Consider the following 26,045-nt stretch of genomic DNA (forward strand, 5'->3'; position numbering starts at 1 on the left):
CGAAGAAACTTCGACATTTCGCTCATGGATGACTTTGAACGAACGCGCTTTACCCGGCGCATCTCGAGTTTCTGCGCATGCTTTCAGCAAAGAAGAGAGTTAATCCGAATATGCCCACCCGCTCGAAGATCATCTACACCTTCACCGACGAAGCCCCAGCCCTCGCCACCTATTCACTGCTGCCTATCGTAGAGGCCTTCACCGCTTCCGCTGATATTGCCGTGGAAACCCGCGACATTTCCCTGGCCGCGCGCATCCTCGCAAGCTTCCCCGAGCAACTGGGCGCCAAGGCCGTGCCGGACCACCTCGCCGAACTCGGCGACCTGGCCGTAACCCCTGAAGCCAACATCATCAAGCTGCCGAACATCAGCGCTTCGACCCCTCAGTTGCAGGCCGCCATCAAGGAACTGCAAGCCCAGGGCTTCGACCTGCCGGACTACCCGGAAACCGTAACCACCGACGCGGAAAAAGAAACCCGTGCACGTTACGACAAGGTCAAGGGCAGCGCCGTGAACCCGGTACTGCGCGAAGGCAACTCCGATCGCCGCGCACCGCTGTCGGTCAAGAACTACGCACGCAAGCACCCGCACAAAATGGGCGCCTGGGCTGCCGACTCCAAGTCCCACGTTGCCCACATGAGCAACGGCGACTTCTACGGCAGCGAGAAAGCCGTACAGATCGAAGGCGCTGACGCCGTCAAGATCGAACTGATTGCCAAAGACGGTACCGCTACCGTCCTGAAAGAAAAAACCAGCGTACAAGCTGGCGAGATCATCGACAGCGCCGTGCTGAGCAAGAAAGCCCTGCGCAGCTTCATCGCCGCTGAAATCGAAGACGCCAAGAAACAAGGCGTACTGCTGTCGGTTCACCTGAAAGCCACCATGATGAAGGTCTCCGACCCGATCATGTTCGGCCAGATCGTTGCCGAGTTCTATAAAGACGCGCTGGCCAAGCACGCGGTCGTGCTGGAGCAGATCGGCTTCAACCTGAACAACGGCATCGGCGACCTGTACGCTCGCATCAAGGCCCTGCCTGGCGATCAGCAAGCGCAGATCGAAGCTGACATCCAGGCGGTGTACGCCGCTCGCCCTTCCCTGGCGATGGTCAACTCCGACAAAGGCATCACCAACCTGCACGTGCCGAGCGACGTCATCGTCGACGCCTCGATGCCTGCGATGATCCGTGACTCCGGCAAGATGTGGGGCACCGACGGCCAGTTGCACGACACCAAGGCTGTGATCCCGGATCGCTGCTACGCGACCATCTACCAGGCAGTGATCGAAGACTGCAAGGCCAACGGCGCCTTCGACCCAACCACCATGGGCAGCGTGCCAAACGTTGGCCTGATGGCGAAAAAAGCCGAAGAGTACGGCTCCCACGACAAGACCTTCCAGATCAAGGCTGACGGCGTAGTCCGCGTCACCGACAGCAAGGGCAACCTGCTGATGGAACAGGCTGTTGAAGCCGGCGACATCTTCCGCATGTGCCAGACCAAAGACGCGCCGATCCAGGACTGGGTCAAACTGGCCGTCAACCGTGCCCGCGCCAGCAACACCCCGGCCATTTTCTGGCTGGACCCACAGCGCGCACACGACGGCGTCGTGGTCGAGAAAGTTCAGGCTTACCTGAAAGACCACAACACCGAAGGCCTGGACATCCGCATCATGGCGCCGGTCGACGCGATGAAGTTCACCCTGGAGCGCACCCGCAAGGGCCTGGACACCATCTCGGTGACCGGCAACGTACTGCGCGACTACCTGACTGACCTGTTCCCGATCATGGAACTGGGCACCAGCGCCAAGATGCTGTCGATCGTGCCGCTGATGAACGGTGGCGGCCTGTTCGAAACCGGCGCCGGCGGTTCGGCTCCGAAGCACGTACAGCAACTGGTTGAAGAAAACTTCCTGCGCTGGGATTCCCTGGGCGAGTTCCTGGCCCTGGCAGCGTCCCTCGAGCATTTGGGTGTGAACTACAACAACCCGAAAGCCCTGGTGCTGTCCAAGACCCTGGACCAGGCCACCGGCCAGTTCCTCGACAACAACAAGTCGCCATCGCGCAAAGTCGGCAACATCGACAACCGCGGCAGCCACTTCTACCTGGCGCTGTACTGGGCTCAAGCCCTGGCCGCCCAGACCGAAGACACTGCACTGCAAGCGCAGTTTGGCGAACTGGCCAAGACCCTGGCTGCGAACGAGGCAACCATCGTTGCCGAGCTCAACGCCGTCCAGGGCAAGCCAGTGGACATCGGTGGCTACTACGCGCCGAACGCCGAGCTGACCAGCAAGGCCATGCGCCCAAGCAACACCCTCAACGCGGCAATCGCTGCGCTGGTGTAAGGTTGTAAGGATGCAAAGAAGCCCCGGCCCTGTGCCGGGGTTTCTGTTTCTGGACATGGCGCTTTTATTGAAGAAACCCAATCAAAATGTGGGAGCGGGCTTGCTCGCGAATGCGGTGGATCAGTCAATACCTCTTTAACTGACACGCCGTATTCGCGAGCAAGCCCGCTCCCACACTGAATGCAATCGCGCCTGAAGACAGCGTTACACCTTGAATCGAGGCACTTTATGACCTGGCTACCTCACATCACCGTCGCCACCATCGTCGAAGACAACGGCCGCTTCCTGATGGTCGAAGAACTCAAGGGCGGCCGCGCCGTGCTGAACCAGCCCGCCGGCCACCTCGACCCGAATGAAACCCTGACCGAAGCCGCCGTGCGCGAAACCCTCGAAGAAACCGGCTGGGACGTCGAAGCCACTGCAATTGTCGGGATTTATCTATACACCGCCCCCAGCAATGGCGTGACCTATCAGCGCGTGTGCTTCACCGCCAAAGCCGTGAAACATCACCCGAACTACCAGCTGGACGACGGTATCGTGCGCGCTCGCTGGCTGACTCGCGACGAATTGATGACCCTGCGCGAAGACTGGCGCAGCGAGCTGATTATCCGCTGCATCGACGATTATCTGGCCGGCCAACGCCACAGCCTCGAATTGATCCGCCCTTCTCTTTAGCCTTGCAGACGCGAGCCTGCTAGAATCGCGTCCTTTTTAAAGACTCCCGTTGAAATCCTATGCGTGATCCAGCCCCTTCTGACACACAAAAGAAGCGCGTCATCGTCGGTATGTCCGGCGGCGTGGATTCTTCCGTTTCCGCCGTTCTGCTCATGGAGCAGGGTTATGAGGTGGAAGGCCTGTTCATGAAGAACTGGGAAGAAGACGATGGAACGGAATATTGCACCGCCATGGACGACCTGGCGGATGCCCAGGCCGTCTGTGACAAAATCGGCATCAAGCTGCACACCGCCAACTTCGCCGCCGAGTATTGGGACAACGTGTTCGAGCACTTCCTGGCTGAATACAAGGCCGGTCGTACGCCGAACCCGGACATCCTGTGTAACCGCGAGATCAAGTTCAAGGCGTTCCTCGACTACGCGATGATCCTCGGTGCCGACCTGATCGCCACTGGCCACTACGTGCGCCGTCGCGACATTGATGGCCGCACCGAACTGCTCAAGGGCCTGGACGCCAACAAAGACCAGAGCTACTTCCTGCACGCCGTCGGCGGCGAACAGATCGCCAAGACCCTGTTCCCGGTGGGCGAGCTGGAAAAGCCCGAAGTACGCGCAATTGCCGAGAAACACGGCCTGGCCACCGCCAAGAAGAAGGACTCCACCGGGATCTGCTTTATCGGTGAGCGCCGCTTCAGCGACTTCCTCAAGCAATACCTGCCGGCGCAACCGGGCGAGATCAAGACCACCGAAGGCGAAATCATCGGCCGTCACCACGGCTTGATGTACCACACCATCGGCCAGCGCCAGGGCCTGGGTATCGGCGGCTTGAAAGACGCGGGCGAAGAGCCGTGGTACGTGCTGGTCAAGGACCTGGAACACAACGAACTGATCGTGGGCCAGGGCAATGACCACCCATGGCTGTTCTCCCGCGCCCTGCTGGCTTCGGACATCTACTGGGTCAACCCGGTGGACCTCAGCAGCCCGCGCCGCCTGACCGCCAAGGTTCGCTATCGCCAGAGCGACCAGCCCTGCACCCTGGAAAAAACCGCCACTGGCTATCGCGCCACCTTCGACGACCCGCAGCGCGCCGTAACGCCGGGCCAATCGGTAGTGTTCTACGACGGAGAGATTTGCCTGGGGGGCGGCGTGATCGAAGTTGCCGAACCCTGGAGCAGCAAGGCATGAGCCCGACCCAGGAGCAATTGACGGCACTGGGCGGCGTGTTTCTCGCCGCGGTGCTGGTGGACAAGATCGCCAAGACCGGCCAGGTCACCGAGGCAGGCCTGACCTGCATGCTCGGCAGCCTGCTGATCCGCGACCCGAAGGACACCCTGGAAGTGTACGGCGGCGACGACCTGGCCCTGCGCGAAGGTTATCGCGCACTGGTCGGCGCCCTGGAGCGCGACCCGAGCACCCTGCAGCGCGAGCCACTGCGCTACGCCCTGTCGATGCTCGGCCTGGAACGTCAATTGGCCAAGCGCGACGACTTGCTGGAAACCATCGGCAAGCGCCTGCCGCAGATTCAGTCTCAGGTCGAACATTTCGGCCCGGCCCACGAAAACGTGATCGCCGCCTGTGGCGCGCTGTACCAGGACACCCTGAGCACCTTGCGCCAGCGGATTCAGGTGCACGGCGACATGCGCAACCTGCAACAACCGAACAACGCCTCGAAAATCCGCGCGCTGCTGCTGGCCGGTATTCGTTCGGCGCGGTTGTGGCGCCAGTTGGGCGGTCATCGCTGGCAGTTGGTCGTCAGCCGTCGCAAATTGCTGAAAGAGCTTTACCCGTTGATGCGCAACGAATAAGTCGCAGCAACCGATTTTTTTATAGCCCCACGCGTAATACGCCGGTCAGTTGGCAACGGACCGGCGGATTTTTTCATGTATGATACGCGCCCCATTTCGTTGCCCGACTGTCCGAGAACACCCCATGCAGCTTTCTTCGCTCACTGCGGTTTCCCCTGTTGACGGCCGCTACGCCGGCAAAACCCAGGCCCTGCGCCCTATTTTCAGCGAATACGGCTTGATCCGTGCTCGTGTTCTGGTTGAAGTGCGCTGGCTCCAGCGCCTGGCCGCTCACCCTGGCATCAGCGAAGTGCCGGCGTTCTCCGCCGAAGCCAACGCGGTGCTGAACGCCTTGGCGGAAAACTTCGCTCTGGAGCACGCCGAGCGTGTCAAAGAGATTGAGCGCACCACCAACCACGACGTAAAAGCCATCGAGTACCTGCTCAAAGAGCAAGCGGCCAAGCTGCCGGAACTGGCCAAAGTCAGCGAGTTCATCCACTTTGCCTGCACCAGCGAGGACATCAACAACCTGTCCCACGCCCTGATGCTGCGCGAAGGCCGTGATGACGTGATGCTGCCACTGATGCGCCAGACTGCCGACGCCATCCGCGAACTGGCCATCCGTTTCGCCGACGTACCGATGCTCTCGCGCACCCACGGCCAGCCGGCTTCGCCGACCACTTTGGGTAAAGAACTGGCCAACGTGGTGTACCGCCTGGAGCGCCAGATCGCTCAAGTGGCCGCCGTGCCGCTGCTGGGCAAGATCAACGGCGCCGTAGGCAACTACAACGCCCACCTGTCGGCCTACCCAGAGATCGACTGGGAAGAAAACGCCCGCGCCTTCATCGAAGACGAGCTGGGCCTGGGCTTCAACCCTTACACCACGCAGATCGAACCTCACGACTACATCGCCGAGCTGTTCGATGCGATTGCGCGCTTCAACACCATCCTGATCGACTTCGATCGCGATATCTGGGGCTACATCTCCCTGGGCTACTTCAAGCAGCGCACCATCGCCGGTGAAATCGGTTCGTCGACCATGCCGCACAAGGTCAACCCGATCGACTTCGAAAACTCCGAAGGCAACCTCGGTATCGCCAACGCCCTGTTCCAGCACCTGGCCAGCAAGTTGCCGATCTCCCGCTGGCAGCGCGACCTGACCGACTCCACCGTACTGCGCAACCTCGGCGTGGGCTTTGCCCACAGCGTGATCGCGTACGAAGCCAGCCTCAAAGGCATCAGCAAGCTTGAGCTCAACGCGCAGAAGATCGCCGCTGACCTGGACGCTTGCTGGGAAGTCCTGGCCGAGCCAATCCAGACCGTGATGCGCCGCTACAACATCGAAAACCCGTACGAGAAGCTCAAAGAGCTGACCCGCGGCAAGGGCATCACCTCTGAAGCGCTGCAAACTTTCATCGACGGCCTGGACATGCCAGCCGCCGCCAAGGCTGAGCTGAAACTGCTCACCCCGGCTAACTACATCGGCAACGCTGTGGCCCAAGCCAAACGCATCTGATAGCTGCTTGACCCTTTGAGACGCCCGGCAGCGCCGGGCGTTTTTATTCCCGTCTGAAAAGTGCTTTTTTTCAATAGGTTACACATGAATCCTGATATTCCTCTTCAACTTCTGGGCGGCATCACGGCACGCGAGTTCCTGCGCGACTACTGGCAGAAAAAACCGCTGCTGATCCGCCAGGCCATTCCTGATTTCGAAAGCCCGATCGACGCCGACGAACTGGCTGGCCTGGCGCTGGAAGAAGAAGTCGAGTCGCGCCTGATCATCGAACACGGCGAGCGCCCGTGGGAGTTGCGTCGCGGCCCGTTCGCCGAAGATGCCTTCAGCACCCTGCCCGAGCGTGAGTGGACCCTGCTGGTGCAGGCCGTCGACCAGTTCGTGCCGGAAGTGGCTGAACTGCTGGAAAACTTCCGTTTCCTGCCGAGCTGGCGCATCGATGACGTGATGATCAGCTACGCCGCCCCGGGTGGCAGCGTGGGCCCGCACTTCGACAACTACGACGTGTTCCTGCTGCAAGGTTCCGGCAAGCGCAACTGGAAGATCGGCCAGATGTGCAACTCCGACAGCCCGCTGCTGCAGCACGCCGACCTGCGCATCCTCGCCGAATTCGAAGAAACCGCCGAATGGGTGCTGGAACCGGGCGACATGCTCTACCTGCCGCCACGCCTGGCCCACTGCGGTGTTGCCGTGGATGATTGCATGACTTACTCCGTAGGCTTCCGCGCCCCGAGCGCGGCTGAAGTGCTGACCCACTTCACCGACTTCCTCAGCCAGTACCTGACTGACGAAGAGCGCTACACCGACGCCGACGCCCAGCCGGTCAGCGACCCGCACCAGATCCAGGCCGACGCCCTCGACCGCCTGAAAAGCCTGCTTGCCGAGCACATGAGCGACGAGCGCATGCTGCTGACCTGGTTTGGCCAGTTCATGACCGAGCCGCGCTACCCGGAACTGGTCGCCGGCCCGGAAGTGGAAGAAGAAGACCTGCTGGGCAGCCTGCAAGACGGCGCCGTGCTGATCCGCAACCCAAGTGCACGCCTGGCCTGGTCCGAAGTGGACGACGACCTGCTGCTGTTCGCCAGCGGCCAGAGCCGCCTGTTGCCGGGCAAGCTGCGGGAACTGCTGAAGCTGGTGTGCGCCGCCGACGCATTGCACATCGACAACCTCGGCCCATGGCTGGCGGACGAAGATGGCTGCGCGCTGCTGTGGGAACTGGTCAAGCAAGGGAGCCTGGGGTTTGCCGATGAATAAGATTCACGTAAGTGTCGCGGACTGGCAAAAGGATATCGCCGAGATACGGCGCATTCGTGAAGCGGTATTTATCGCTGAACAATCGGTTCCACCGGAGCTGGAATGGGATGCTGACGACGCGGGTGCCGTGCATTTCCTGGCGTTCGAAGGCGACTTCCCCATCGGTACTGCACGCCTGCTGCCTACCGGCGAGATCGGGCGTGTGTCGGTCCTCAAGGACTGGCGCGGCCTGAAGGTCGGCGACAAGCTGATGGAAGCAGTGATCGGCGAGGCCGAGCAACGCGGCCAGACCCGGCAGATCCTCAGTGCACAGGTCCATGCAGCGCCGTTTTATGAGCGCCTGGGCTTCAAGATTGTCAGCGATGAATTCCTGGAAGTCGGAATTCCTCACGTTGATATGGTGCGCGAGGGCTGATCCGAGACCGCGCCGCGCCCTTCGCGAGCAAGCCCGCTCCCACATTCGATCCAGTACATCCTTGGAATGCGATCAAATGTGGGAGCGGGCTTGCTCGCGAAGGCGCCATCAGCAACACCTCAAAAGGCCCTGCCATCCACCGATGCCAGGGCCTTTTGCCGTCTAGGATTCAACTTGCACCCCGCCAGGCCGACAAACTGGCACTATCAAGCCTAATGACTCGCAGAGATAACGGACATGTCCCTACGCACCCTGCTCACTACTTTGCTCCTGGCCACCAGCTTCTCGGTGATGGCCGCCACCGAAGTCGTGCCCCTGAGCAACCGCACCAGCGCTGACCTGCTGCCCGTCGCGCAGAACTTTATCGGCAAGGACGGTACCATCAGCGCCTACGGCAACCAACTGATCGTGAATGCCGAACCCGACAAGATCCAGGGCCTGCGCGCCTTGCTTGCGCAACTGGACACGCCTTCCAAACGCCTGCTGATCACTGTCGACACCAACGAGAACAACCAGCAAAGCAACGGCAACAATCAAACTCAGGTCATCACCTATAGCACCGAGAGCCGCGACGGCGGGATCCAGCAGATCCAGGCCAGCGAAGGCGTGCCTGCGCTGATCCAGGTCGGCCAGAGCGTGCCGCTCACCACCACCCAGCCTGATGCCTACGGCCGCCCGCAGAACCAGACGCAGTATCGCAACGTGACCCAGGGCTTCTACGTCACCGCCAGCGTCACCGGTGAGACCGTTCACCTGAGCATCAGTACCAATCGTGACCGCATGAGCCAGGAACGTCCCGATGTAGTGAACGTGCAAAGTACCGACACAACTGTCAGCGGACGCTTGGGCGAGTGGATCAACCTGGCCGGGGTCAATCGCCAGACGCAGGCCGACAAAACCACTACAACCCGCAGCTACTCTACTCAGGGGCGCGATGACCTGACCTTGCGGGTCAAAGTCGACACCCTGAACTGAAGCACCAAAAACTGACTGGCAAGTCGTATTAGACTAAAGATGTAGTGCTTAAAAAAAAGCACTACAAAACATTTGACGATCCAAAAAAGCATGGGCATGATGGCCTCGCTCCCGCTAATCAGGGGCCCTGGCAAGGGCCTTCGGATCGTCGCTCTAAGCTACCCACCTGAGCCGATTCGTGTCTGTACCGCCCACAAGGTGTGTTTGACGAGGTTGCGACTGGAACGAAGTTGTCCCGAGGGACGGAAGCTAACCAGGTAACCCGGCAACACACTGATGGATCGTACAAAGGCCCACGACGCCTGAAGACCGTTCGCAGTTCGCCCCTACCTGCTCAACTCCCCCGCTCGATACTCGTTCATCCCGTCGCCTTCCCCGCCAAGCCTGACTTGACCGCCTAAGCTTCTGGTCAGCGAGCAGCCATTCCCACGCAACGATTGCGCGGCTGGCAAATGGAATTTTCCACCTAGACCTATGCGACGAGGTTTTTCCCCATGGCACTGACACGCGAACAGCAAATTGCAGCCCTTGAAAAAGATTGGGCTGAAAACCCACGCTGGAAAGGCGTGACCCGCGCTTATTCCGCTGCTGACGTCGTCCGCCTGCGTGGCTCGGTTCAACCTGAGCACACTTTTGCAAAACTCGGCGCCGAGAAGCTGTGGAAGCTGGTCACCCAGGGTGCCAAGCCGTCCTTCCGCCCAGAGAAAGATTTCGTCAACTGCATGGGCGCCCTGACCGGCGGCCAAGCGGTTCAACAGGTAAAGGCCGGCATCCAGGCGATCTACCTGTCCGGCTGGCAAGTGGCAGCGGACAACAACTCCGCTGAATCCATGTACCCCGACCAATCGCTGTACCCGGTGGACTCCGTGCCAACCGTGGTCAAGCGCATCAACAACTCGTTCCGCCGCGCCGACCAGATCCAGTGGAAAGCCGGTAAAGGCCCGGGCGACGAAGGCTACATCGACTACTTCGCACCGATCGTTGCAGACGCTGAGGCAGGTTTCGGTGGCGTACTGAACGCCTACGAGCTGATGAAGAGCATGATCGAGGCGGGTGCTGCGGGCGTTCACTTCGAAGACCAACTGGCTTCGGTGAAGAAATGCGGCCACATGGGCGGCAAGGTACTGGTTCCAACCCAGGAAGCCGTTCAAAAGCTGACGGCTGCTCGTCTGGCTGCTGACGTTGCTGGCACTCCGACTATTATCCTGGCCCGTACCGATGCCAACGCGGCTGACTTGCTGACCTCGGATTGCGACCCGTACGACCAGCCGTTCGTAACTGGCGAACGTACCCAGGAAGGTTTCTATAAAGTGCGCGCCGGTCTCGACCAGGCGATCGCTCGCGGCCTGGCCTACGCGCCGTACGCCGACCTGATCTGGTGCGAAACTGCCAAGCCGGACCTGGACGAAGCTCGCCGCTTTGCCGAAGCCATCAAGAAGGAATACCCGGACCAACTGCTGTCCTACAACTGCTCGCCTTCTTTCAACTGGAAGAAGAACCTGGACGACGCGACCATCGCCAAGTTCCAGCGTGAACTGTCTGCCATGGGCTACAAGCACCAATTCATCACCCTGGCCGGCATTCACAACATGTGGCACAGCATGTTCAACCTGGCGCACGACTACGCCCGCAACGACATGACTGCCTACGTGAAGCTGCAGGAGCAGGAATTCGCTGACGCCGCCAAGGGTTACACCTTTGTGGCGCACCAGCAGGAAGTAGGCACCGGCTACTTCGACGACATGACCACCGTGATCCAGGGCGGCACTTCGTCCGTGACTGCGCTGACCGGTTCGACCGAAGAAGAGCAGTTCCACTAAGTACTGAGTACACGGCCACTGCGGCCCCAAGGAAGACCTAACCGCAGTGCCGCACGATCTGACGCCCCGACTGGTTCGGGGCGTTTTTTTTTGCAACAGTTTTATCCTGCACGCTACTACCGCCGTCAAACGGCACTGGACAGGCAGATACGCCACTCTGCGTGCCCTGCAACGCTGAGTGACGACCAACTAAACATGCCCACTGGCGAAGAAAACGGGCAAAATTGCCACCTTATAAAATGGAGTGAAGGTATGAAGTTGCTCAAAGGCGTAATTCTGGGAGCAGTGCTGCTTATCGTCAGCGCCGGCGCACTGGGGCTTTTCTACGTCCTCCCCCAACACGAGGTGGTGCTGATCACCGGAGGCGAGGTCAAGCGGGTCGACCACGATGGCGTGATCAATGCCGAGAACCCGGCTGATGGCCCGACCCGAGACGTTTACTTCATCAACACCGAGCACCCTGACACCAAAGACGTCATGGTCTACCGCAATGAAGACACCGGCTGGTCGTTCCCCTGGTATTTCAAGTTCGACTCTGCGGACATCCAGGCCAAGGCCCAGGGTTACTCTCGCAACGCTGAACAACTGGCGCTCATCCGGTACTACGGATGGCGCATCAAGATATTGTCGGTGTTCCCGAACGTCACCGATATCGAAGCCACCAACAGCCGTGAAGAACCCTTCCCGCTGTTCAATACGGTGTTCCTGGGCATCATCGCGCTGGTGCTTATTGTTGTCGCGGTGTTCATCAAACGCCGCCTGAAGCGGCGTCATCAGACTGTCGTAAGTTGACCCCAGCCCTGATTGCTTAAACGGCAGACAAGAAAAAGCCCCGCTCGAAAGACGGGGCTTTTTTTTAACCCGATGGGTTAGCCAATGCTAACGCCATGGGCTTCAGCCAGAGGCTTCAAGCCGCCAGCAAAACCCTGACCGATCGCCTTGAACTTGAACTCTTCGCCGCTGCGATAAAGCTCGCCGAAGATCATCGCAGTTTCAGTCGAAGCGTCTTCGCTCAGGTCGAAACGCGCCAGCTCTTTACCGTCAGCCTTGTTAACCACACGAATGAAGCTGTTGGCAACCTGACCGAAGGTCTGTTTGCGGGCTTCGGAGTCGTGAATGGTGACAGCGAATACCAGCTTCTTCACCAGCGGGGCCAGGGAAGTCAGTTTTACGGTCACTTGTTCATCGTCGCCATCGCCGGCACCGGAGCGGTTATCGCCCATGTGCTCGACGGAACCGTCAGCCGACTTCTTGTTGTTGTAGAAAATGAAGCTGTTGTCGTCGAGCACCTTGCCGTTTTCACCTACGACGAAAACCGATGCATCGAGGTCGAACTCGGTGCCGTCCGTGACACGAGGGTCCCAGCCCAGACCTACAACTACTTCGGTCAACCCGGGGGCTTCTTTGGACAGCGATACGTTGCCGCCTTTGGAAAGACTTACAGCCATGATTAATTTCCTTGTTCTGGACGTGGGGGGTTAGAAGCTCATGCCGTACGAGTTGGCCACTGCTTTCAGGCCACCTGCGAAGCCCGAACCAACGGCGCGGAATTTCCACTCGCCGTTGTTACGGTAAAGCTCGGCAAAGATCATCGCGGTTTCGGTAGAGGCATCTTCAGCAAGGTCATAACGAACAATCTCAGCACCGCTGATCTCGTTTACGACGCGAATGAACGAGCCGCCGACCTGACCGAAATTCTGCTTACGAGCGTCTGCATCGTGAATCGTAACGGTGAACGCGATCTTGTCGATATCCGCAGGAACGCGGCTCAGATCAACTTTCAGAACTTCATCATCGCCATCGCCGGCACCGGTGCGGTTGTCGCCAGTGTGTTCGATGGAACCGTCAGCGCTTTTGAGCTGGTTGTAGAAAATAAAGTCGGCGTCGCTGCGTACTTTGCCGTTGGCACCCAGCAGGAATGCGCTGGCATCCAAGTCAAACTCAGTCCCGTCAGTCGCGCGAGGATCCCAGCCCAGACCGATCAGAATCTTGGTCAGTGTCGGGTCGGTCTTCGAAAGAGACAGGTTGCCGCCTTTTTGAAGGGTCAGTGCCATGAGTACAACTCCTTGTGGGTAATCTGTTTGAAATTACGATTTTTCGACTTCGACTTCTTCCTTTTGAGGGAAGAGCACGCTGGCAAAAATACCGATGGCCAGTACAACGACAACAATGATCAAGCTGGTGTTCGGATCAATGTTGTAGCCGTGATGGAAAATATGGTCTGTCGCATTCAAGCCAAGTTTTACGGCAATGAAGAACAGCAGTGCGATGACCGCTTTTTCCAGGTGAACCAGGTAGCGCTTCAGGGCTTCCAGCACAAAGTACATGGTCCGCAGGCCGAGAATGGCGAAGAGCATCGCCGAGAACACGATCAATGGCTCACGACTCACCGCGATAACTGCCGGGACAGAGTCAAACGCAAACAGCACGTCGGAGACTTCCATCACCACTAGGCAGAGGAACAGTGGAGTCGCGAACAAACCGCCTTTGGCGGCCAATGACATCCCGGCGTTTTCCGGCTTGGTCAGTTCGGCTTCCAGGGTCTTGCGACGTACGAAGAAGGCATGACCATGCAGTTTCGGCCACACAGGGAACAGTTTCTTGGCGAAACGGTAAGCCATGTGCTGGGAGTAATCCTCTTCTTCTTCGTCATCGCCGCCGCTGCGCAGCATCATGACGGCAGTCCAGGCGACGACCAGGGCGAAGACCACTTCGACCCAAGGCCCCAGGGCCAACAGTCCGGTACCAATGGCAACGAAGATCAGGCGGAATACGATCGCGCCGAGGATGCCCCAGTACAGCACGCGGTGACGCAGGCCATTGGGCACCTTGAACCAGGCGAAGATCGCCATGAACACGAACAGGTTGTCCACGCTCAGCACTTTTTCAAGGGCGTAGCCGGTGATGAACAGCGTGGCGACTTCAGAACCGTGCTCGACGTACAGGAATCCTGCAAAAGCGAACGAGATGAGAATCCAGAATATCGACCAGGCCGACGCACGCGCCAGGCTGATGGGCTGGTCGCCACGGTGGGTAAACATGTCAAGTACCATCGCGCCAATCGCCAATGCTACAAACACGGCAATGGTCAGCGGGGGGAAACCCAGGTGGCTAACTTCCACAGTAATGTTCCTTTAGAGTTCAAAGTCAGCTGGGGGGAGACCCAGCTCGAGACAAATCAGACGGCAAACGGCTTTTTCTTTTTCGTCGAAATCACCGTCCGACGCGCCAATGGCGCAGGCGACACGAACGAGCAAACGACCTGCCCCGTCCTTGCCTTTGATCTTGCTGATGTTTTTCAGGGCTTCAGCCTGACCGATCTGGAAGTCGAATTCGAACTTGGCACACGCGTCGTTGAACACCTTGATGACGTCGGTCAGGTTGAATACTTTCAGTTCGGGCGAGTTGCTGATGAACCCCGCCATCTTGGTTTTTTCTGCGGAGGTGACTTCACCATCGGCCGCCGCGACCATAGCGCAGCTGTTGGCGACAGCTTCCATGAACTCCCTGTTCTTGAACTTGCTCACCTCGGTGGTCAACTTCTCGCGGGCAAGCGCCGCATTCGTTTTCAGCCATGACAACATGTTGTTCACCTCAAGGGCGGGCCGGTCTGGCCCGCCGTATTCAATTGCAGTTGGATAACCGGGTTACTTGGAACCTGCCGCCCAGCGCATACCCCAGCCGTAAGCCTTGTCCATCAGCGAATGCCCTTTGTGGAAGTCAACGCGGCGGCTCACCTTGACGCTGCCACCGACGTTTTCCAGCAGGGCGATTGCACACATGCCCAGGCGACCGCCCTCTTCATTCAGGCGAACCTCGATAGGCGGCTGACCCGGGACATGGATAGTCACCACGCCATCGGTTTCCCGCCAGTTCGGGGCGCCTTCATAAATGAATGCGAACACCAGGACCCGTCGAATCTCACCCCAGTGTTTACCGTTGATGTGCAGCCATTCGCCATCGCTGACGGCGCCGGTACGGTCATCACCTTTGAGCTGAATGTAGGGGTCACGATTCAGTTCGCCGAAGCAATTGCCCAGCGCCTGAACGACGCCCTTGGAACCGTCCTGCAACTCGTAAAGGCACCCGACATCCAGGTCAATGGCGTTGTTACGCGAGAAGAAACCGCCACCACCCTTGCCTTTGTTCCAGTTCAGGTTGACCTTGATTTCGCCAAAGCCGTCAGCGGTTTTTTCCAGGCTGATCGACGAGCGAGTCTTGTCGAGGGTAATTTTGCTGAGGCTGACCGATGGCTTCGGCGCCGCTGCCGGAGCAGGCACGGGTGCTGGAGCTGGAGCTGGAGTTGGAGCTGCGGGTGCAGGCGCCGCGACTTCAACACCAAAGTGCTGGGCCAACGGTTCCAGGCCACCCGCAAAACCCTGGGCTACACAGCGAAACTTCCACTCACCCTGGCGACGATAGAACTCACCCAGAATCAGTGCGGTTTCCTTCATGCCTGCGGTGGGTATCTGCGCCTCAATGCCGCCGGTGACAGTCAGTGCGAGATGAGACACACGGTCGAAGCTGGCCTTGTTCTCATAGATCGTTGCGGTCAACGCGACTTTCTCGACTGCCGCCTCAAGGCGCGACAGGTCAAGCGTGAACCCGGCGCGACCGGCCGAGGACTCGGTCATTTGCACCGCGCCACCCAGTACATTGGTCTGCCCGTAGAAACACATATCTGTGTCGCCGCGGACTTTTCCAGCAGCCCCAAGGACAAACGCAGACACGTCGATATCAGCGCCCGGAATGGCCGAGTAGCTGATATCGACCCGTACCTGGCCGGTGGCGACCGGCGCGTTTGCGCCTGGCCCCAAGGTCGTCATGGCCGTACTGCCTGGATGGCCAGGTTGACCAGGTCGTCAGCTGTGCGGCCGTTGGTGACTTGACCGATAGCCTTGAATTCCCAGCCGCCGGCTTCGCGCACCAGGCTTGCCATCACCACGCCGGTATGACTGCCCTTCTCGGACAGATTGAAGCGCGCCAGTTCGGTCTTGTTGCTTGCGTTGACGATACGGCAGTAGGCGTTGGCAATTTTTTCGAAGTTTTGCCCCGTGAAACTGTTCACGGTGAACACCAGCGATTTGACCGTGGCCGGCAGGCGCTGCAGGTCAACGTTGATGGTTTCATCGTCGCCATCGCCTTCGCCGGTGCGGTTGTCGCCGGAATGCTTGATCGAGCCGTCGCGCGATTGCAATTGGCGGAACCACACCAGGTCCACTGGCTGAAGGTCTGCGTCGAAAAGGATGCAGGAGGCATCCAGGTCGATCTCACCGCTGTTGCCCATCAACCGCCCCAGGAACCCGGCTTTCTCCGGATCCCAGCCCAGTCCCAGGCTGATCGCTGTAAGGCCACCACCACCCGCGGTTTTTTCCAGGGAGATTGTTTGGTTTTTAGTCAGAGTCAGGGCCATCGGTACGCTCCTTGTTAATCGTCGTTTTCTGGTGTGTACGGTTGTTGTCTTCAGCCACGCAGGCGGCCATTGGCTTCAGGACAAAAGCAGGTATGCCCTGAGTCATCGGCCGGCCTCGGCGAGACGAATCGGTTGTTCGGTGTGGCTGGTTTCGACATGCCTGACGCCATGCCATTTGGCACGTTCAAGGATGTTGGTCGCCCATTTGAGATGAGTCGCTGGTTCGCACATTGCGTCATTGTGTTTGAAAACAGCGGGCGCGATCTCGTTCAGCATTAATTTGGCACAATTTAAATCCTCAACACTGACACGCAGGCTGTCCTGGATGGTGTTGATCTGGCTTGGGTGAATCGCCGTCTTACCCACCAAACCATGGGCAATATCAAGGCCCAGCTCTTCCAGCAGCAGATGCGGCGTGGCCAGTTGCTCGAACACCGGCGCCGTCAAGGCAAACCCTTGGGAGCCCATAACGCCGGCCAACATCGGGATCACATAGCCCATGGGCGTGTTGTACAGCGTCATGTCCGGGTTACGCCTCAACCCCAGGCAACCCAGCAAGTCATTGCCGCCGATGCGCAGCGCGATAATGCGCTGCGCCAGCGTTTCGTTGAGCGCCGTACCCAGCTCGACCATTGCCTGCGGATTGAAGACTTCCCGGGTTTCCAGGGTCGGCATCAGCAGAATCTGCGGGTTGGTAACCGCCAACTCCCACGCACGCAGGTTGGACAGGCTCAATTTGGGCACGACAAAGCCATCGACATGAGCCATCAGCGGCCAATCGTTCAGCACCGCCGCCATCTGCCAGTCGCGCGGGCGCACAAACAGCATCGGCCCGTCTTCCGACCGGCCGCCCTGCTGCTCAATCGCGCTCAACAACCGATGGAGATTGCGCAGGGCGGTGTCGACGTCGATTTCGGCAACCGCGTCCTCAAGGCACACCACCATAGAGCGCAGTTGAGGCAGCTTCTTGCGAAACACTACCTCGAGAATGTCCTCACGGGTGGCCGGCATGTAGAGCGTGGCACCCAGGGCGTAAGGCGATATTTTCTTCATCAGCTCAAGCTCCGGATGACGGTCACTGCACGGTAGGGGCCAAGGGCCGCCCCCACTTCCTCAACCGTCACACCGGCCCGTTCGGTCAGGTGCATCAGTAGTTGGACGTCCGGATCGCTGCGATCACGTACCAGCACGTGGTCCGGCACTCGGCGCAATACGGCGCGGGTAGCCTCGGCGATACCAGGTTTTACCCGGTTCAAATTAGTAATGCCAAAACGCTTGGCAATGACGTCGATCACGTCCAGCGCCGCCGACTGCAACTCAGTGCGCTGCGCTTGCGTCCATGCAGACGCTGGCGCGACGGCAGGCAATGCCCGGCGCACGGCTTCAATCTGGTTCACAAAGTCGCGGGTCACATCGTGTTCATTCAGGTGGTCGTAGACCACGCACCCATGCAGCCCACCCTCGGCAGGCCAGATGGAACGCGAGACCAGGCCGGAAACCGTGGCGCCCAAAATGCCCGATGGAATCACCCAGTCCTCAGCGGAAGCCGCCAGCCAGGCGCGCCCGCATGGATCGGCGAGCACCACAAGGCGTGGCTGCTCCGGGAACCGCGCATCGCCGTTGAGGCTGCGCTGGATCTCGCCGGAGATTGCGCCCTTTCCGGTCCAACCATCCACGAACACAACGTTTTCGGCGCCATGAGCGGCGATCACGGCTTCCAGGGCAACTTTGTCGATGCCACGGTCACGCACGATACTGATGCCGTAATGATGGGCATCACGCCCCAGATCCAGCAGCGCACGGCGTAAAAGCACGCCCAGCGGCAGGCCCGCGCGAACGAACGACACGAGCGCAATCGATGGCCCCTTGCAAGCCTGGTCCAGGGCCAGGGCCAAGGACTGAACGTCGCTGGCCATCCTGCCCGCGTTTTGCTGCATGGCCCGCTGGTACAGCTCTTTGTGCACCTCGGTAGGCGCCGATTCCTGGCTGATCATCTCCGAGTAATGCTTTTGTCTGGTCTGGATCAGGCGCTCTTTCTCATGGACATCCGTCACTTCGATCTCGACGGGCTGCAGCAGGAAGAGCACGTCGTCGGCCTGGTAGCTCCCGCTACCGACCGTTGTCAGGTGGGCGAAGGCATCACGCATGGATCATCGCCTCCACGACTTTTGCCAGTTGGCTATTGGCCGGCGTTGCCCAGAAGTTGCATTCGTTCATAAAACCCAGGTCAGTCACGCTGTCGCCAAACCCCAACACCGGGCGTTCGCCGTGAGCGGCACGGTCTCGACGCAGCAGTTCCTGGACCGCATGGCGCTTGGCCAGGCCATTGGGCAGGAACGCGAGGTTGTTACCGTTGCCGTGAATATGCATGCCTTCCACAAGGCCGCGGGCCTGGACTTCTGCCAGTACCTTCTGCAGCACCGAGTCGTCGGACTCGTTGTGCTTGGTCACGACATAGTTGAGCAGGCCTTGCTCTTCGACCACCCAGCCGCGCAGGGAAAAGCCCATTTCCTCGCCGATCGCCAAGGTTGCCGCGCTGAGCGCAGGCAAACGGCTTTGATAGGCGGCGAGCACCTCAGTCATCTGCCCATGCCAATCCCGGTCCAATGTTCCGTCGGGCTGAAGAATCACCCCACCGTGGGAGCACACTGCCCCTGCGACAAAGGGCAATTGCACGCGGCTGTAAGCTTCCACGCTGCGCGCAGTGACCGGAACCACATCGGCCGATTCCAGCAGCCACTCCACAAACGTTTTCTGCACGGCACTCATGTAACCGTTGGGCTGCCCATCGACATCCAGCGTCGCAGTATGCCGGGCACTGCCTTCGGGCATCTTGCGAGCCGTCTGGAACAACGTGTCATCCAGGTCTATGAGGATCAGGGGGCGCTTACTGCTCATCGACGATGACCTCTGCGTTCAATGCGTCTATCAACGATTGCGGAACCGCCTGGGCAGGTGTTTCGCTACAGATCAACACCCGGTCGAATTGGCCTGGCCGCACGTTGTAAAGAAAATTGGGGATGCCAAGGCCATAGTTGTCGGAGAACGACAACGCGTGGCCGATCTCATGCCCCAGGGCAATCGGCGAGCGGGTGGTGGAGCTGAAATGAACGTCGCCCCCCGCCTGTTCAAGGCGCTCGGCCAACAGGAACGGGCGCCACACGAATTCCCCGGTGCCCACCACGAGAATCCGTTCGCCCGGCTTCACCTGAATATCCGTTGCAAGCGTGTCATCCACATGACAAACGCCCAGACGCCCCCAATCGTTGCGCGGATCAATCGGCCAGTCGCCCACCGCCACCGCCCCGACATCCGGCATGTGCGGCAGCGGCGCGCTCACATCTTCAAGGAAACGGTACGTGCCCTGAAGCAGCGACACCTCATCGGCCGTCTCGCCCAGGACCTTGCGCACGGCCCCTTGGGACCAATCGGTAAGCACGCACGTCACCACCCGCTCGACCTTGCTCAGCCCGGCCTCTATCAGCGCCCGGTGCAGATTGATAAACGTCTTGCCGGTTGAGGCCTCGTCGTCCACCAGCACCAGAGAACGCGCCTGGTGCATCCGTTCGCGGATAGCGGGATCGGTTGGCTGATGGATCAAGTGCGCGCTGGCGTGGCTGTGCTCCTCTTCGAAGCGGGCGAACATTTCATCCCCCACCGGATGCCGGGTGCTCACCAGATAGACGGTGTCCTGGCGGGTCTTGCTGTACATGCGGTGCACGCCGGCGCCCAGGCCCACGGCGGTCTCGGCCATGCCGATCACCAGCACCGGCCCGGGCAAATCTGCGGGAATCTTCGCGGCTAGGCTTGCGTAACTGGCCTGCATGGCCGATGGGCGCACAGGGATATGCTTGCCCAACACCCGCGATACAAACAGGAACGCGCGCTTTGGATTGCGGCGTTCCGCGAATCCGAATAGTGATTCGGGTTCGAAGGCCGATTGGTCTATATCAACCTCCATCAACCCGCGCTTGAGTTGCGCGCTGAGTCGGCGTGTCGATGTTTTTACTGCTGCGGATTCCATGTACGACATTCCTAAAAGAGGCGTTTAGTGAGTGCGATGCCCCTCACTTTTTCTTCAAACCGGGTGCCTCTACGGGTTTCTGGCTTCAATCCGCCAAAGCGAGGATTGAGCTTCACGGGCCATTTCCGAGGTCGAATACGTTCGGCCCGTTGGAGATTTGGAAGGTGATACCTGGCAGGCATCCAGGAAGGCCAGGAGCAGGCCGGCCTTGACGGCAAAGTTCATGTTTTGCGCGTCCGGCAAAGTAGACGTCACCATCGCGATAACCCCGCCGCTGGTATCAAACAACGGGCTGCCACTGGACCCGGGCTGAATCGCTGCGGTGAATTGCAGCAAACTGGAATCGTTGTGCAGCCCGAACAAACTCGACACGCCTCCCTGGGTGACATGCACACCACCTCCGGCCAGGCCCGCCATTGGAAAACCCAGTGCAATCACTGATTCGCCCAGGGCACAACCGGCGCCGTCCTTGAAGAGCACGGGCGATAACGTCGGGCAGTCCTGGACCCGCAACAGCGCGATATCGTTACGTTGATCGACCACGACCACTTCAGCGCGGTAACGTCCGGCAAAAGAAGAAATGTGCAGTTCCTGCATGCCCTCGATTACGTGGGCACATGTCATGACGTGACTGGGTGAAACGGCAAAACCGGTGCCCGTTGCAGAACCACGGTTTCTTGGAGAGTCGCCGGAATAAGGGCGGCGGTTTGGGTGTGCGTCGTCGATGCTAATGCCCATGCGTCGCCCCATCGCGGCGAGGCCATAGGCGGAACCTTCGGCGAGCGCGCGGAACTTCCACTGATCGTTACGCTTATAGAACTCGCCGATGACAATGGCCGATTCGCCGTTGTTACGCAAATCCAGGTGCAATTCGACCTGATTGTCGACCTGAAGGCGCAACTCTTTGAGTTCACTGACAGGGCCTGCGGCGCCAAAGGTGTAAACGACCAGCAACACCCCTTCACTGCCGCCAGGCAACGCGGACAAATCAAGGGAACAACCGATCGAGGCTTGCTTGCCGCTCCACTCCATCCACTTCTGGGTGATTTGAAACAGCGCCGGATCGCCTGTTGGCAGGCGCTTCTCGGTGACGGGGAGCAATGCGACGGCAGCGTACTCACCGAAGGCGGTGGCGTTACCGGAGTCGAGTGTCCATGCAGTCTTTACACCTGAAATAGCGGTGTTTGCTCCGGGCGTAAGCGCCTTCATCCTAACCTTCCCTGATCGATGTGAGGGTGATTATGTCAAGACAGACATAATCATTCACTCTTTCTGTGGCGCGTTGATATCAATTAGAGGCTATTACGGCGACCGTAATGGGCTTCACGCGCACGCCTTCGGCCCATTGACCAGTCGGCTCCGGCAAACCAAGCCGACGAGTGGCGAAAATTCCGGCCAGGTTTACCCCGGTCGCGCGCGTATAGCCGATACCGCCGGAGTAGCGCGGATTGATCTCCAACAGATAGGGAACGCCTTCAAGGTCGTCCCGCGTCTGCACGTTCACCAAGCCATCGCACTTGAAATGCGCCGCAGCCTTGAGCGCCAACTCCACGGCCGCTGATTCGCGCTCGAATGTCTGGTGAACGCCCTGCTTCCTCCTGCCCACGAATGCCACGGGCCTGCCCGCCTCGCAAACCATGTCGACCGAACACTCGCTGCCGGCGAGGTAAGGCATGACCAGCATCGGCGCACGCTCTGCGCCAGACCGGTAAATCTTCAGGTAGGTGTCGAAATCGATTTCCCGGGCATCCGGGTTTTGCAAACAGCGAAACGGGTCGACATCCGACTTGAACCGCCAGAACCCCTGCCCGTAGATGCCGACCACAGGCTTGATGCAAACCTCTCCCTGCGCCGACAGCACCTCGTAGGCCGCCGCCAGTTCCTCGGCATTTGTGACCGTAATCGCAGGCGTGCAAGCGAGCCCCGCACGCCCGGCCTCAGCGGTGAACCGGCTTTTATCGTCGACCTTGTCAAAGGTCTCCATGGACATGCCGCCGGTGACAAGGCGCAAGCCAGCCGCCTCGAATCGGTCGCGTTCCGCCTCGTACTGGCTGCCAATACGTCCCGCAAGAATGACTTCGATACGGTGCTCAAGTGCCGTCTCAATCACCCAGTCGATACGCTCCTGGTTGTCTTGAGGCTCTTGAAAGGCGACGTCGGCCTGCCCTGTAATCTCGGGCCGATCCTGGCGGTGTGAGGCAAAGACCCTGACACCCGCCGGTAATGCTTCACGCGCACCTATAATAATGTCGCGCTGGCTGGATTGACCTTCAAGAAACCAGATCACGTGTACGCTCCTCAATGAACATCGGCAGAAATTGACGCACTCGTTGGGCGATAGCCCTCAACGCTGTGTAATTTTTCCGACACATTAACGAACATCAAGCAAAAGGCTATCTAAATCCTGTTTCGCCGTATCACAGACCGCCAACGCCCCAAGCCTCGCCGAGGTCGCTTTCGCGCCTTTTTGGACCTAACATTGATCCAGAGCGGTATCCGCGTGGCCAAAGTCAGTTAAAACATCCGCTTTACCAACTTGCGCCGCCCGCACAAGTAACAGCAACTTCCCCCGCTAAATGCCGAACAGTTGTTTAAAACCCACGCAAACAATATTCATTATCATTTAGAGCATGAAAACTTCGTTGCCAGTTAAACAAAACACAATTCATTAAATGCGCGCTAATGCCCGCCCCACAAGGGCTACAGCCCCAAGAAGGTGCACTATGTGCTTATTCCATCGAATAATTTCGCTATAGGAATTTTACTTGCCCGGTGTTTAGCCATAAAATCACCGCGATTGATTGCGCTGCGACATATCGTCACTGCATCGTTACTTTTTCGAGCTCAGAGACCTTTGCTCTCTGTTAAGGATTTCCAGCATGACCGAAGCGACAGGACTCATGGCCCACAACTGGGGCTTTGCCATTTTCCTCCTCGGTGTTGTCGGCCTCTGCGCCTTCATGCTTGGCGTCTCCAGCCTCCTCGGGTCAAAAGCCTGGGGCCGCAGCAAAAATGAACCGTTCGAATCCGGCATGCTGCCTACAGGTGGCGCCCGCTTGCGGCTCTCAGCCAAATTCTATCTGGTCGCGATGCTCTTCGTGATCTTCGATATCGAAGCCCTTTTTCTCTTTGCCTGGTCTGTGTCCGTCCGCGAAAGCGGCTGGACCGGATTCGTCGAAGCTCTCGTTTTCATAGCAATTCTGTTGGCAGGCCTTGTCTACCTATTTCGAGTGGGCGCCCTTGACTGGGCTCCGGAAGCTCGTCGCAAGCGGCAAGCGAAGCTGAAACAATGAGGCTTTGGCGATGCAATACAATCTCACCAGGATCGACCCGGATGCTCCTAACGAGCAGTACCCCATCGGCGAACGGGAAACCGTTTCCGACCCGTTAGAAGACCAAGTCCACAAAAACATCTACATGGGCAAGCTGGAAGACGTGCTGAGTGGCGCGGTCAACTGGGGACGTAAGAACTCCCTGTGGCCGTACAACTTCGGTCTGTCCTGCTGCTACGTGGAAATGACCACCGCCTTCACGGCGCCCCACGACATCGCGCGCTTTGGCGCCGAAGTTATCCGGGCATCGCCGCGTCAGGCGGATTTCATGGTTATCGCCGGTACCTGCTTTATCAAGATGGCGCCGATCATTCAGCGTCTCTACGAGCAAATGCTCGAGCCAAAGTGGGTTATCTCCATGGGTTCGTGCGCCAACTCCGGTGGCATGTACGACATCTACTCCGTGGTTCAAGGGGTGGACAAGTTCCTGCCCGTGGACGTCTACGTGCCTGGCTGCCCGCCCCGCCCTGAAGCATTTCTGCAAGGCTTGATGCTGTTGCAGGAATCGATTGGCAAGGAGCGTCGCCCACTGTCCTGGGTCGTCGGCGATCAAGGCGTGTACCGCGCCGAGATGCCTTCGCAAAAGGAACAGCGCCGCGAACAGCGAATCGCAGTCACCAACCTGCGCAGCCCCGACGAAGTCTGATCCAGAACCGCTTCTTTTATAGAACGAAAACCTGGCTTCATTCTTTACGTTGACCGAAAGCGATAAAAAACCATGACTACAGGCAGTGCTCTGTACATCCCGCCTTATAAGGCAGACGACCAGGATGTGGTCGTCGAACTCAATAACCGTTTTGGCCCTGACGCCTTCACCGCCCAGGCCACACGCACCGATATGCCGGTGCTGTGGGTGGCGCGTGCCAAGCTCGTCGAAGTCCTGAGCTTCCTGCGCAACCTGCCCAAGCCGTACGTCATGCTCTATGACCTGCATGGCGTGGACGAGCGCCTGCGCACCAAGCGCCAGGGACTGCCGAGCGGCGCCGATTTCACCGTGTTCTACCACCTGATGTCGCTGGAACGTAACAGCGACGTGATGATCAAGGTGGCCCTCTCCGAGAGCGACCTGAGCGTTCCGACCGTGACCGGTATCTGGCCTAACGCCAACTGGTACGAGCGTGAAGTGTGGGACATGTTCGGCATCGACTTCCCGGGTCACCCGCACCTGACGCGCATCATGATGCCGCCGACCTGGGAAGGTCACCCGCTGCGCAAGGACTTCCCTGCCCGCGCCACCGAATTCGATCCCTTCAGCCTGACCCTCGCCAAGCAACAGCTTGAAGAAGAGGCTGCGCGCTTCCGTCCGGAAGACTGGGGCATGAAGCGCTCCGGCACCAACGAGGACTACATGTTCCTCAACCTGGGCCCGAACCACCCTTCGGCTCACGGTGCCTTCCGCATCATCCTGCAACTGGACGGCGAAGAAATCGTCGACTGCGTGCCAGACGTCGGTTACCACCACCGTGGTGCCGAGAAGATGGCCGAGCGTCAGTCGTGGCACAGCTTCATCCCGTACACCGACCGTATCGACTACCTCGGCGGCGTGATGAACAACCTGCCGTACGTGCTCTCGGTCGAGAAGCTGGCCGGCATCAAGGTGCCGGACAAGGTCGACACCATCCGCATCATGATGGCCGAGTTCTTCCGGATCACCAGCCACCTGCTGTTCCTGGGTACCTATATTCAGGACGTCGGCGCCATGACCCCGGTGTTCTTCACCTTCACCGACCGTCAGCGCGCCTACAAGGTCATCGAAGCCATCACCGGTTTCCGCCTGCACCCGGCCTGGTACCGCATCGGCGGTGTCGCCCACGACCTGCCGCGTGGCTGGGAACGCCTGGTCAAGGAATTCATCGACTGGATGCCCAAGCGTCTGGACGAGTACCAGAAAGCCGCCCTGGACAACAGCATCCTCAAGGGCCGGACCATCGGCGTCGCCCAGTACAACACCAAAGAGGCCCTGGAATGGGGCGTCACCGGTGCTGGCCTGCGTTCCACCGGTTGCGATTTCGACCTGCGTAAAGCGCGCCCGTACTCCGGCTACCAGAACTTCGAATTCGAAGTCCCGCTGGCAGCCAATGGCGATGCCTACGACCGCTGCATCGTGCGCGTCGAAGAAATGCGCCAGAGCCTGAAGATCATCGAACAGTGCATGCGCAACATGCCGGAAGGCCCGTACAAGGCGGATCACCCGCTGACCACGCCGCCGCCGAAAGAGCGCACGCTGCAACACATCGAAACCCTGATCACGCACTTCCTGCAAGTTTCGTGGGGCCCGGTGATGCCGGCCAACGAATCCTTCCAGATGATCGAAGCGACCAAGGGTATCAACAGTTATTACCTGACGAGCGATGGCGGCACCATGAGCTACCGCACCCGGATTCGTACTCCAAGCTTCCCGCACCTGCAGCAGATCCCTTCGGTGATCAAAGGTGAAATGGTCGCGGACTTGATTGCGTACCTGGGTAGTATCGATTTCGTTATGGCCGACGTGGACCGCTAAGC

At 59.2% G+C, this 26,045-nt stretch carries 25 protein-coding genes; 13 read left to right on the top strand and 12 right to left on the bottom strand.

What is annotated here, in order from left to right; genetic code table 11:
• Nucleotides 1–110: 110 nt before the first annotated feature.
• The 10 genes from ACA046_RS20885 to ACA046_RS20930 all read left to right on the top strand — a co-directional run bounded on the left by ACA046_RS20885 (nt 111) and on the right by ACA046_RS20930 (nt 11,563).
• Entirely contained in the window at nt 111–2,336 is a 2,226-nt protein-coding gene (locus tag ACA046_RS20885) for an NADP-dependent isocitrate dehydrogenase (protein ID WP_167663362.1), read from the top strand.
• Between the two features lie 228 nt (nt 2,337–2,564).
• Complete coding sequence (locus tag ACA046_RS20890) at nt 2,565–3,011, top strand: NUDIX hydrolase (RefSeq protein WP_459022101.1); 447 nt, start codon at nt 2,565–2,567, stop codon at nt 3,009–3,011.
• Between the two features lie 59 nt (nt 3,012–3,070).
• Nucleotides 3,071–4,195, top strand: a complete 1,125-nt coding sequence (gene mnmA, locus ACA046_RS20895) for a tRNA 2-thiouridine(34) synthase MnmA (protein WP_076016776.1) — start codon at nt 3,071–3,073, stop codon at nt 4,193–4,195.
• Entirely contained in the window at nt 4,192–4,815 is a 624-nt protein-coding gene (gene hflD, locus ACA046_RS20900) for a high frequency lysogenization protein HflD (RefSeq protein WP_076016775.1), read from the top strand. The genes mnmA and hflD overlap by 4 nt, the downstream gene beginning before the upstream one ends.
• A gap of 124 nt (nt 4,816–4,939) precedes the next feature.
• Complete coding sequence (gene purB / locus ACA046_RS20905; protein ID WP_017479511.1) at nt 4,940–6,310, top strand: adenylosuccinate lyase; 1,371 nt, start codon at nt 4,940–4,942, stop codon at nt 6,308–6,310.
• An 84-nt stretch (nt 6,311–6,394) separates the two neighbouring features.
• Nucleotides 6,395–7,561 carry a ribosomal protein uL16 3-hydroxylase gene (locus tag ACA046_RS20910; protein ID WP_459022106.1) on the top strand — a complete coding sequence of 389 codons (1,167 nt, stop codon included), beginning with the start codon at nt 6,395–6,397 and terminating at the stop codon, nt 7,559–7,561.
• Nucleotides 7,554–7,976 carry a GNAT family N-acetyltransferase gene (locus ACA046_RS20915; RefSeq protein WP_459022108.1) on the top strand — a complete coding sequence of 141 codons (423 nt, stop codon included), beginning with the start codon at nt 7,554–7,556 and terminating at the stop codon, nt 7,974–7,976. The genes ACA046_RS20910 and ACA046_RS20915 overlap by 8 nt, the downstream gene beginning before the upstream one ends.
• A gap of 237 nt (nt 7,977–8,213) precedes the next feature.
• Nucleotides 8,214–8,951 carry a secretin N-terminal domain-containing protein gene (locus tag ACA046_RS20920; RefSeq protein WP_497674881.1) on the top strand — a complete coding sequence of 246 codons (738 nt, stop codon included), beginning with the start codon at nt 8,214–8,216 and terminating at the stop codon, nt 8,949–8,951.
• 494 nt (nt 8,952–9,445) lie between these two features.
• Nucleotides 9,446–10,771: an isocitrate lyase gene (aceA, locus tag ACA046_RS20925; protein ID WP_003219577.1), complete on the top strand. Its 1,326-nt coding sequence runs from the start codon at nt 9,446–9,448 to the stop codon at nt 10,769–10,771.
• A 252-nt stretch (nt 10,772–11,023) separates the two neighbouring features.
• The gene (locus tag ACA046_RS20930) at nt 11,024–11,563 is read left to right on the top strand and encodes a DUF1523 family protein (RefSeq protein ID WP_497674882.1); all 540 of its coding nucleotides are present in this window, start codon (nt 11,024–11,026) and stop codon (nt 11,561–11,563) included.
• Between the two features lie 77 nt (nt 11,564–11,640).
• Here the strand turns inward: ACA046_RS20930 and ACA046_RS20935 are convergent, their stop codons facing one another.
• The 12 genes from ACA046_RS20935 to ACA046_RS20990 form a co-directional block, all read right to left on the bottom strand.
• On the bottom strand, nt 11,641–12,219 hold the full coding sequence (locus ACA046_RS20935; RefSeq protein ID WP_459022113.1) for a TerD family protein: 579 nt from the start codon (nt 12,217–12,219) through the stop codon (nt 11,641–11,643).
• A 30-nt stretch (nt 12,220–12,249) separates the two neighbouring features.
• On the bottom strand, nt 12,250–12,825 hold the full coding sequence (locus ACA046_RS20940) for a TerD family protein (protein WP_076016769.1): 576 nt from the start codon (nt 12,823–12,825) through the stop codon (nt 12,250–12,252).
• 33 nt (nt 12,826–12,858) lie between these two features.
• Nucleotides 12,859–13,893 (bottom strand): TerC/Alx family metal homeostasis membrane protein, encoded by a 1,035-nt coding sequence (locus tag ACA046_RS20945; protein ID WP_076016768.1) that lies wholly within the window; start codon nt 13,891–13,893, stop codon nt 12,859–12,861.
• A gap of 12 nt (nt 13,894–13,905) precedes the next feature.
• A complete protein-coding gene (locus tag ACA046_RS20950; RefSeq protein WP_076016767.1) occupies nt 13,906–14,355 on the bottom strand; it encodes a tellurite resistance TerB family protein in 450 nt (149 codons plus the stop codon).
• Between the two features lie 63 nt (nt 14,356–14,418).
• Nucleotides 14,419–15,597 (bottom strand): TerD family protein, encoded by a 1,179-nt coding sequence (locus ACA046_RS20955; protein ID WP_497674883.1) that lies wholly within the window; start codon nt 15,595–15,597, stop codon nt 14,419–14,421.
• Nucleotides 15,594–16,184, bottom strand: a complete 591-nt coding sequence (locus ACA046_RS20960) for a TerD family protein (RefSeq protein ID WP_076016765.1) — start codon at nt 16,182–16,184, stop codon at nt 15,594–15,596. The genes ACA046_RS20955 and ACA046_RS20960 overlap by 4 nt, the downstream gene beginning before the upstream one ends.
• A 102-nt stretch (nt 16,185–16,286) precedes the next feature.
• On the bottom strand, nt 16,287–17,237 hold the full coding sequence (locus tag ACA046_RS20965) for an HpcH/HpaI aldolase/citrate lyase family protein (protein WP_421523131.1): 951 nt from the start codon (nt 17,235–17,237) through the stop codon (nt 16,287–16,289).
• Complete coding sequence (locus tag ACA046_RS20970; RefSeq protein WP_459022119.1) at nt 17,237–18,331, bottom strand: cysteine protease StiP family protein; 1,095 nt, start codon at nt 18,329–18,331, stop codon at nt 17,237–17,239. The genes ACA046_RS20965 and ACA046_RS20970 overlap by 1 nt, the downstream gene beginning before the upstream one ends.
• A complete protein-coding gene (locus ACA046_RS20975; protein WP_167663369.1) occupies nt 18,324–19,082 on the bottom strand; it encodes an HAD family hydrolase in 759 nt (252 codons plus the stop codon). Before ACA046_RS20975 ends, ACA046_RS20970 begins: the two co-directional genes overlap by 8 nt.
• On the bottom strand, nt 19,072–20,208 hold the full coding sequence (locus ACA046_RS20980) for a phosphoribosyltransferase domain-containing protein (protein ID WP_167663370.1): 1,137 nt from the start codon (nt 20,206–20,208) through the stop codon (nt 19,072–19,074). The genes ACA046_RS20975 and ACA046_RS20980 overlap by 11 nt, the downstream gene beginning before the upstream one ends.
• Before the next feature lie 69 nt (nt 20,209–20,277).
• Nucleotides 20,278–21,417 (bottom strand): trypsin-like peptidase domain-containing protein, encoded by a 1,140-nt coding sequence (locus ACA046_RS20985; RefSeq protein WP_076016760.1) that lies wholly within the window; start codon nt 21,415–21,417, stop codon nt 20,278–20,280.
• 79 nt (nt 21,418–21,496) lie between these two features.
• Nucleotides 21,497–22,495, bottom strand: a complete 999-nt coding sequence (locus tag ACA046_RS20990; RefSeq protein ID WP_497674884.1) for an ATP-grasp domain-containing protein — start codon at nt 22,493–22,495, stop codon at nt 21,497–21,499.
• 592 nt (nt 22,496–23,087) lie between these two features.
• On the opposite strand from ACA046_RS20990, the gene ACA046_RS20995 reads away from it, so the two are divergent.
• The 3 genes from ACA046_RS20995 to nuoC all read left to right on the top strand — a co-directional run bounded on the left by ACA046_RS20995 (nt 23,088) and on the right by nuoC (nt 26,043).
• On the top strand, nt 23,088–23,501 hold the full coding sequence (locus ACA046_RS20995; protein WP_003219575.1) for an NADH-quinone oxidoreductase subunit A: 414 nt from the start codon (nt 23,088–23,090) through the stop codon (nt 23,499–23,501).
• Between the two features lie 10 nt (nt 23,502–23,511).
• Nucleotides 23,512–24,186: a NuoB/complex I 20 kDa subunit family protein gene (locus ACA046_RS21000; RefSeq protein WP_003174719.1), complete on the top strand. Its 675-nt coding sequence runs from the start codon at nt 23,512–23,514 to the stop codon at nt 24,184–24,186.
• A 72-nt stretch (nt 24,187–24,258) separates the two neighbouring features.
• Nucleotides 24,259–26,043 carry an NADH-quinone oxidoreductase subunit C/D gene (gene nuoC, locus ACA046_RS21005; protein WP_497674885.1) on the top strand — a complete coding sequence of 595 codons (1,785 nt, stop codon included), beginning with the start codon at nt 24,259–24,261 and terminating at the stop codon, nt 26,041–26,043.
• Nucleotides 26,044–26,045: the final 2 nt, after the last annotated feature.

Source organism: Pseudomonas sp. LBUM1641 (genome assembly GCF_059716235.1).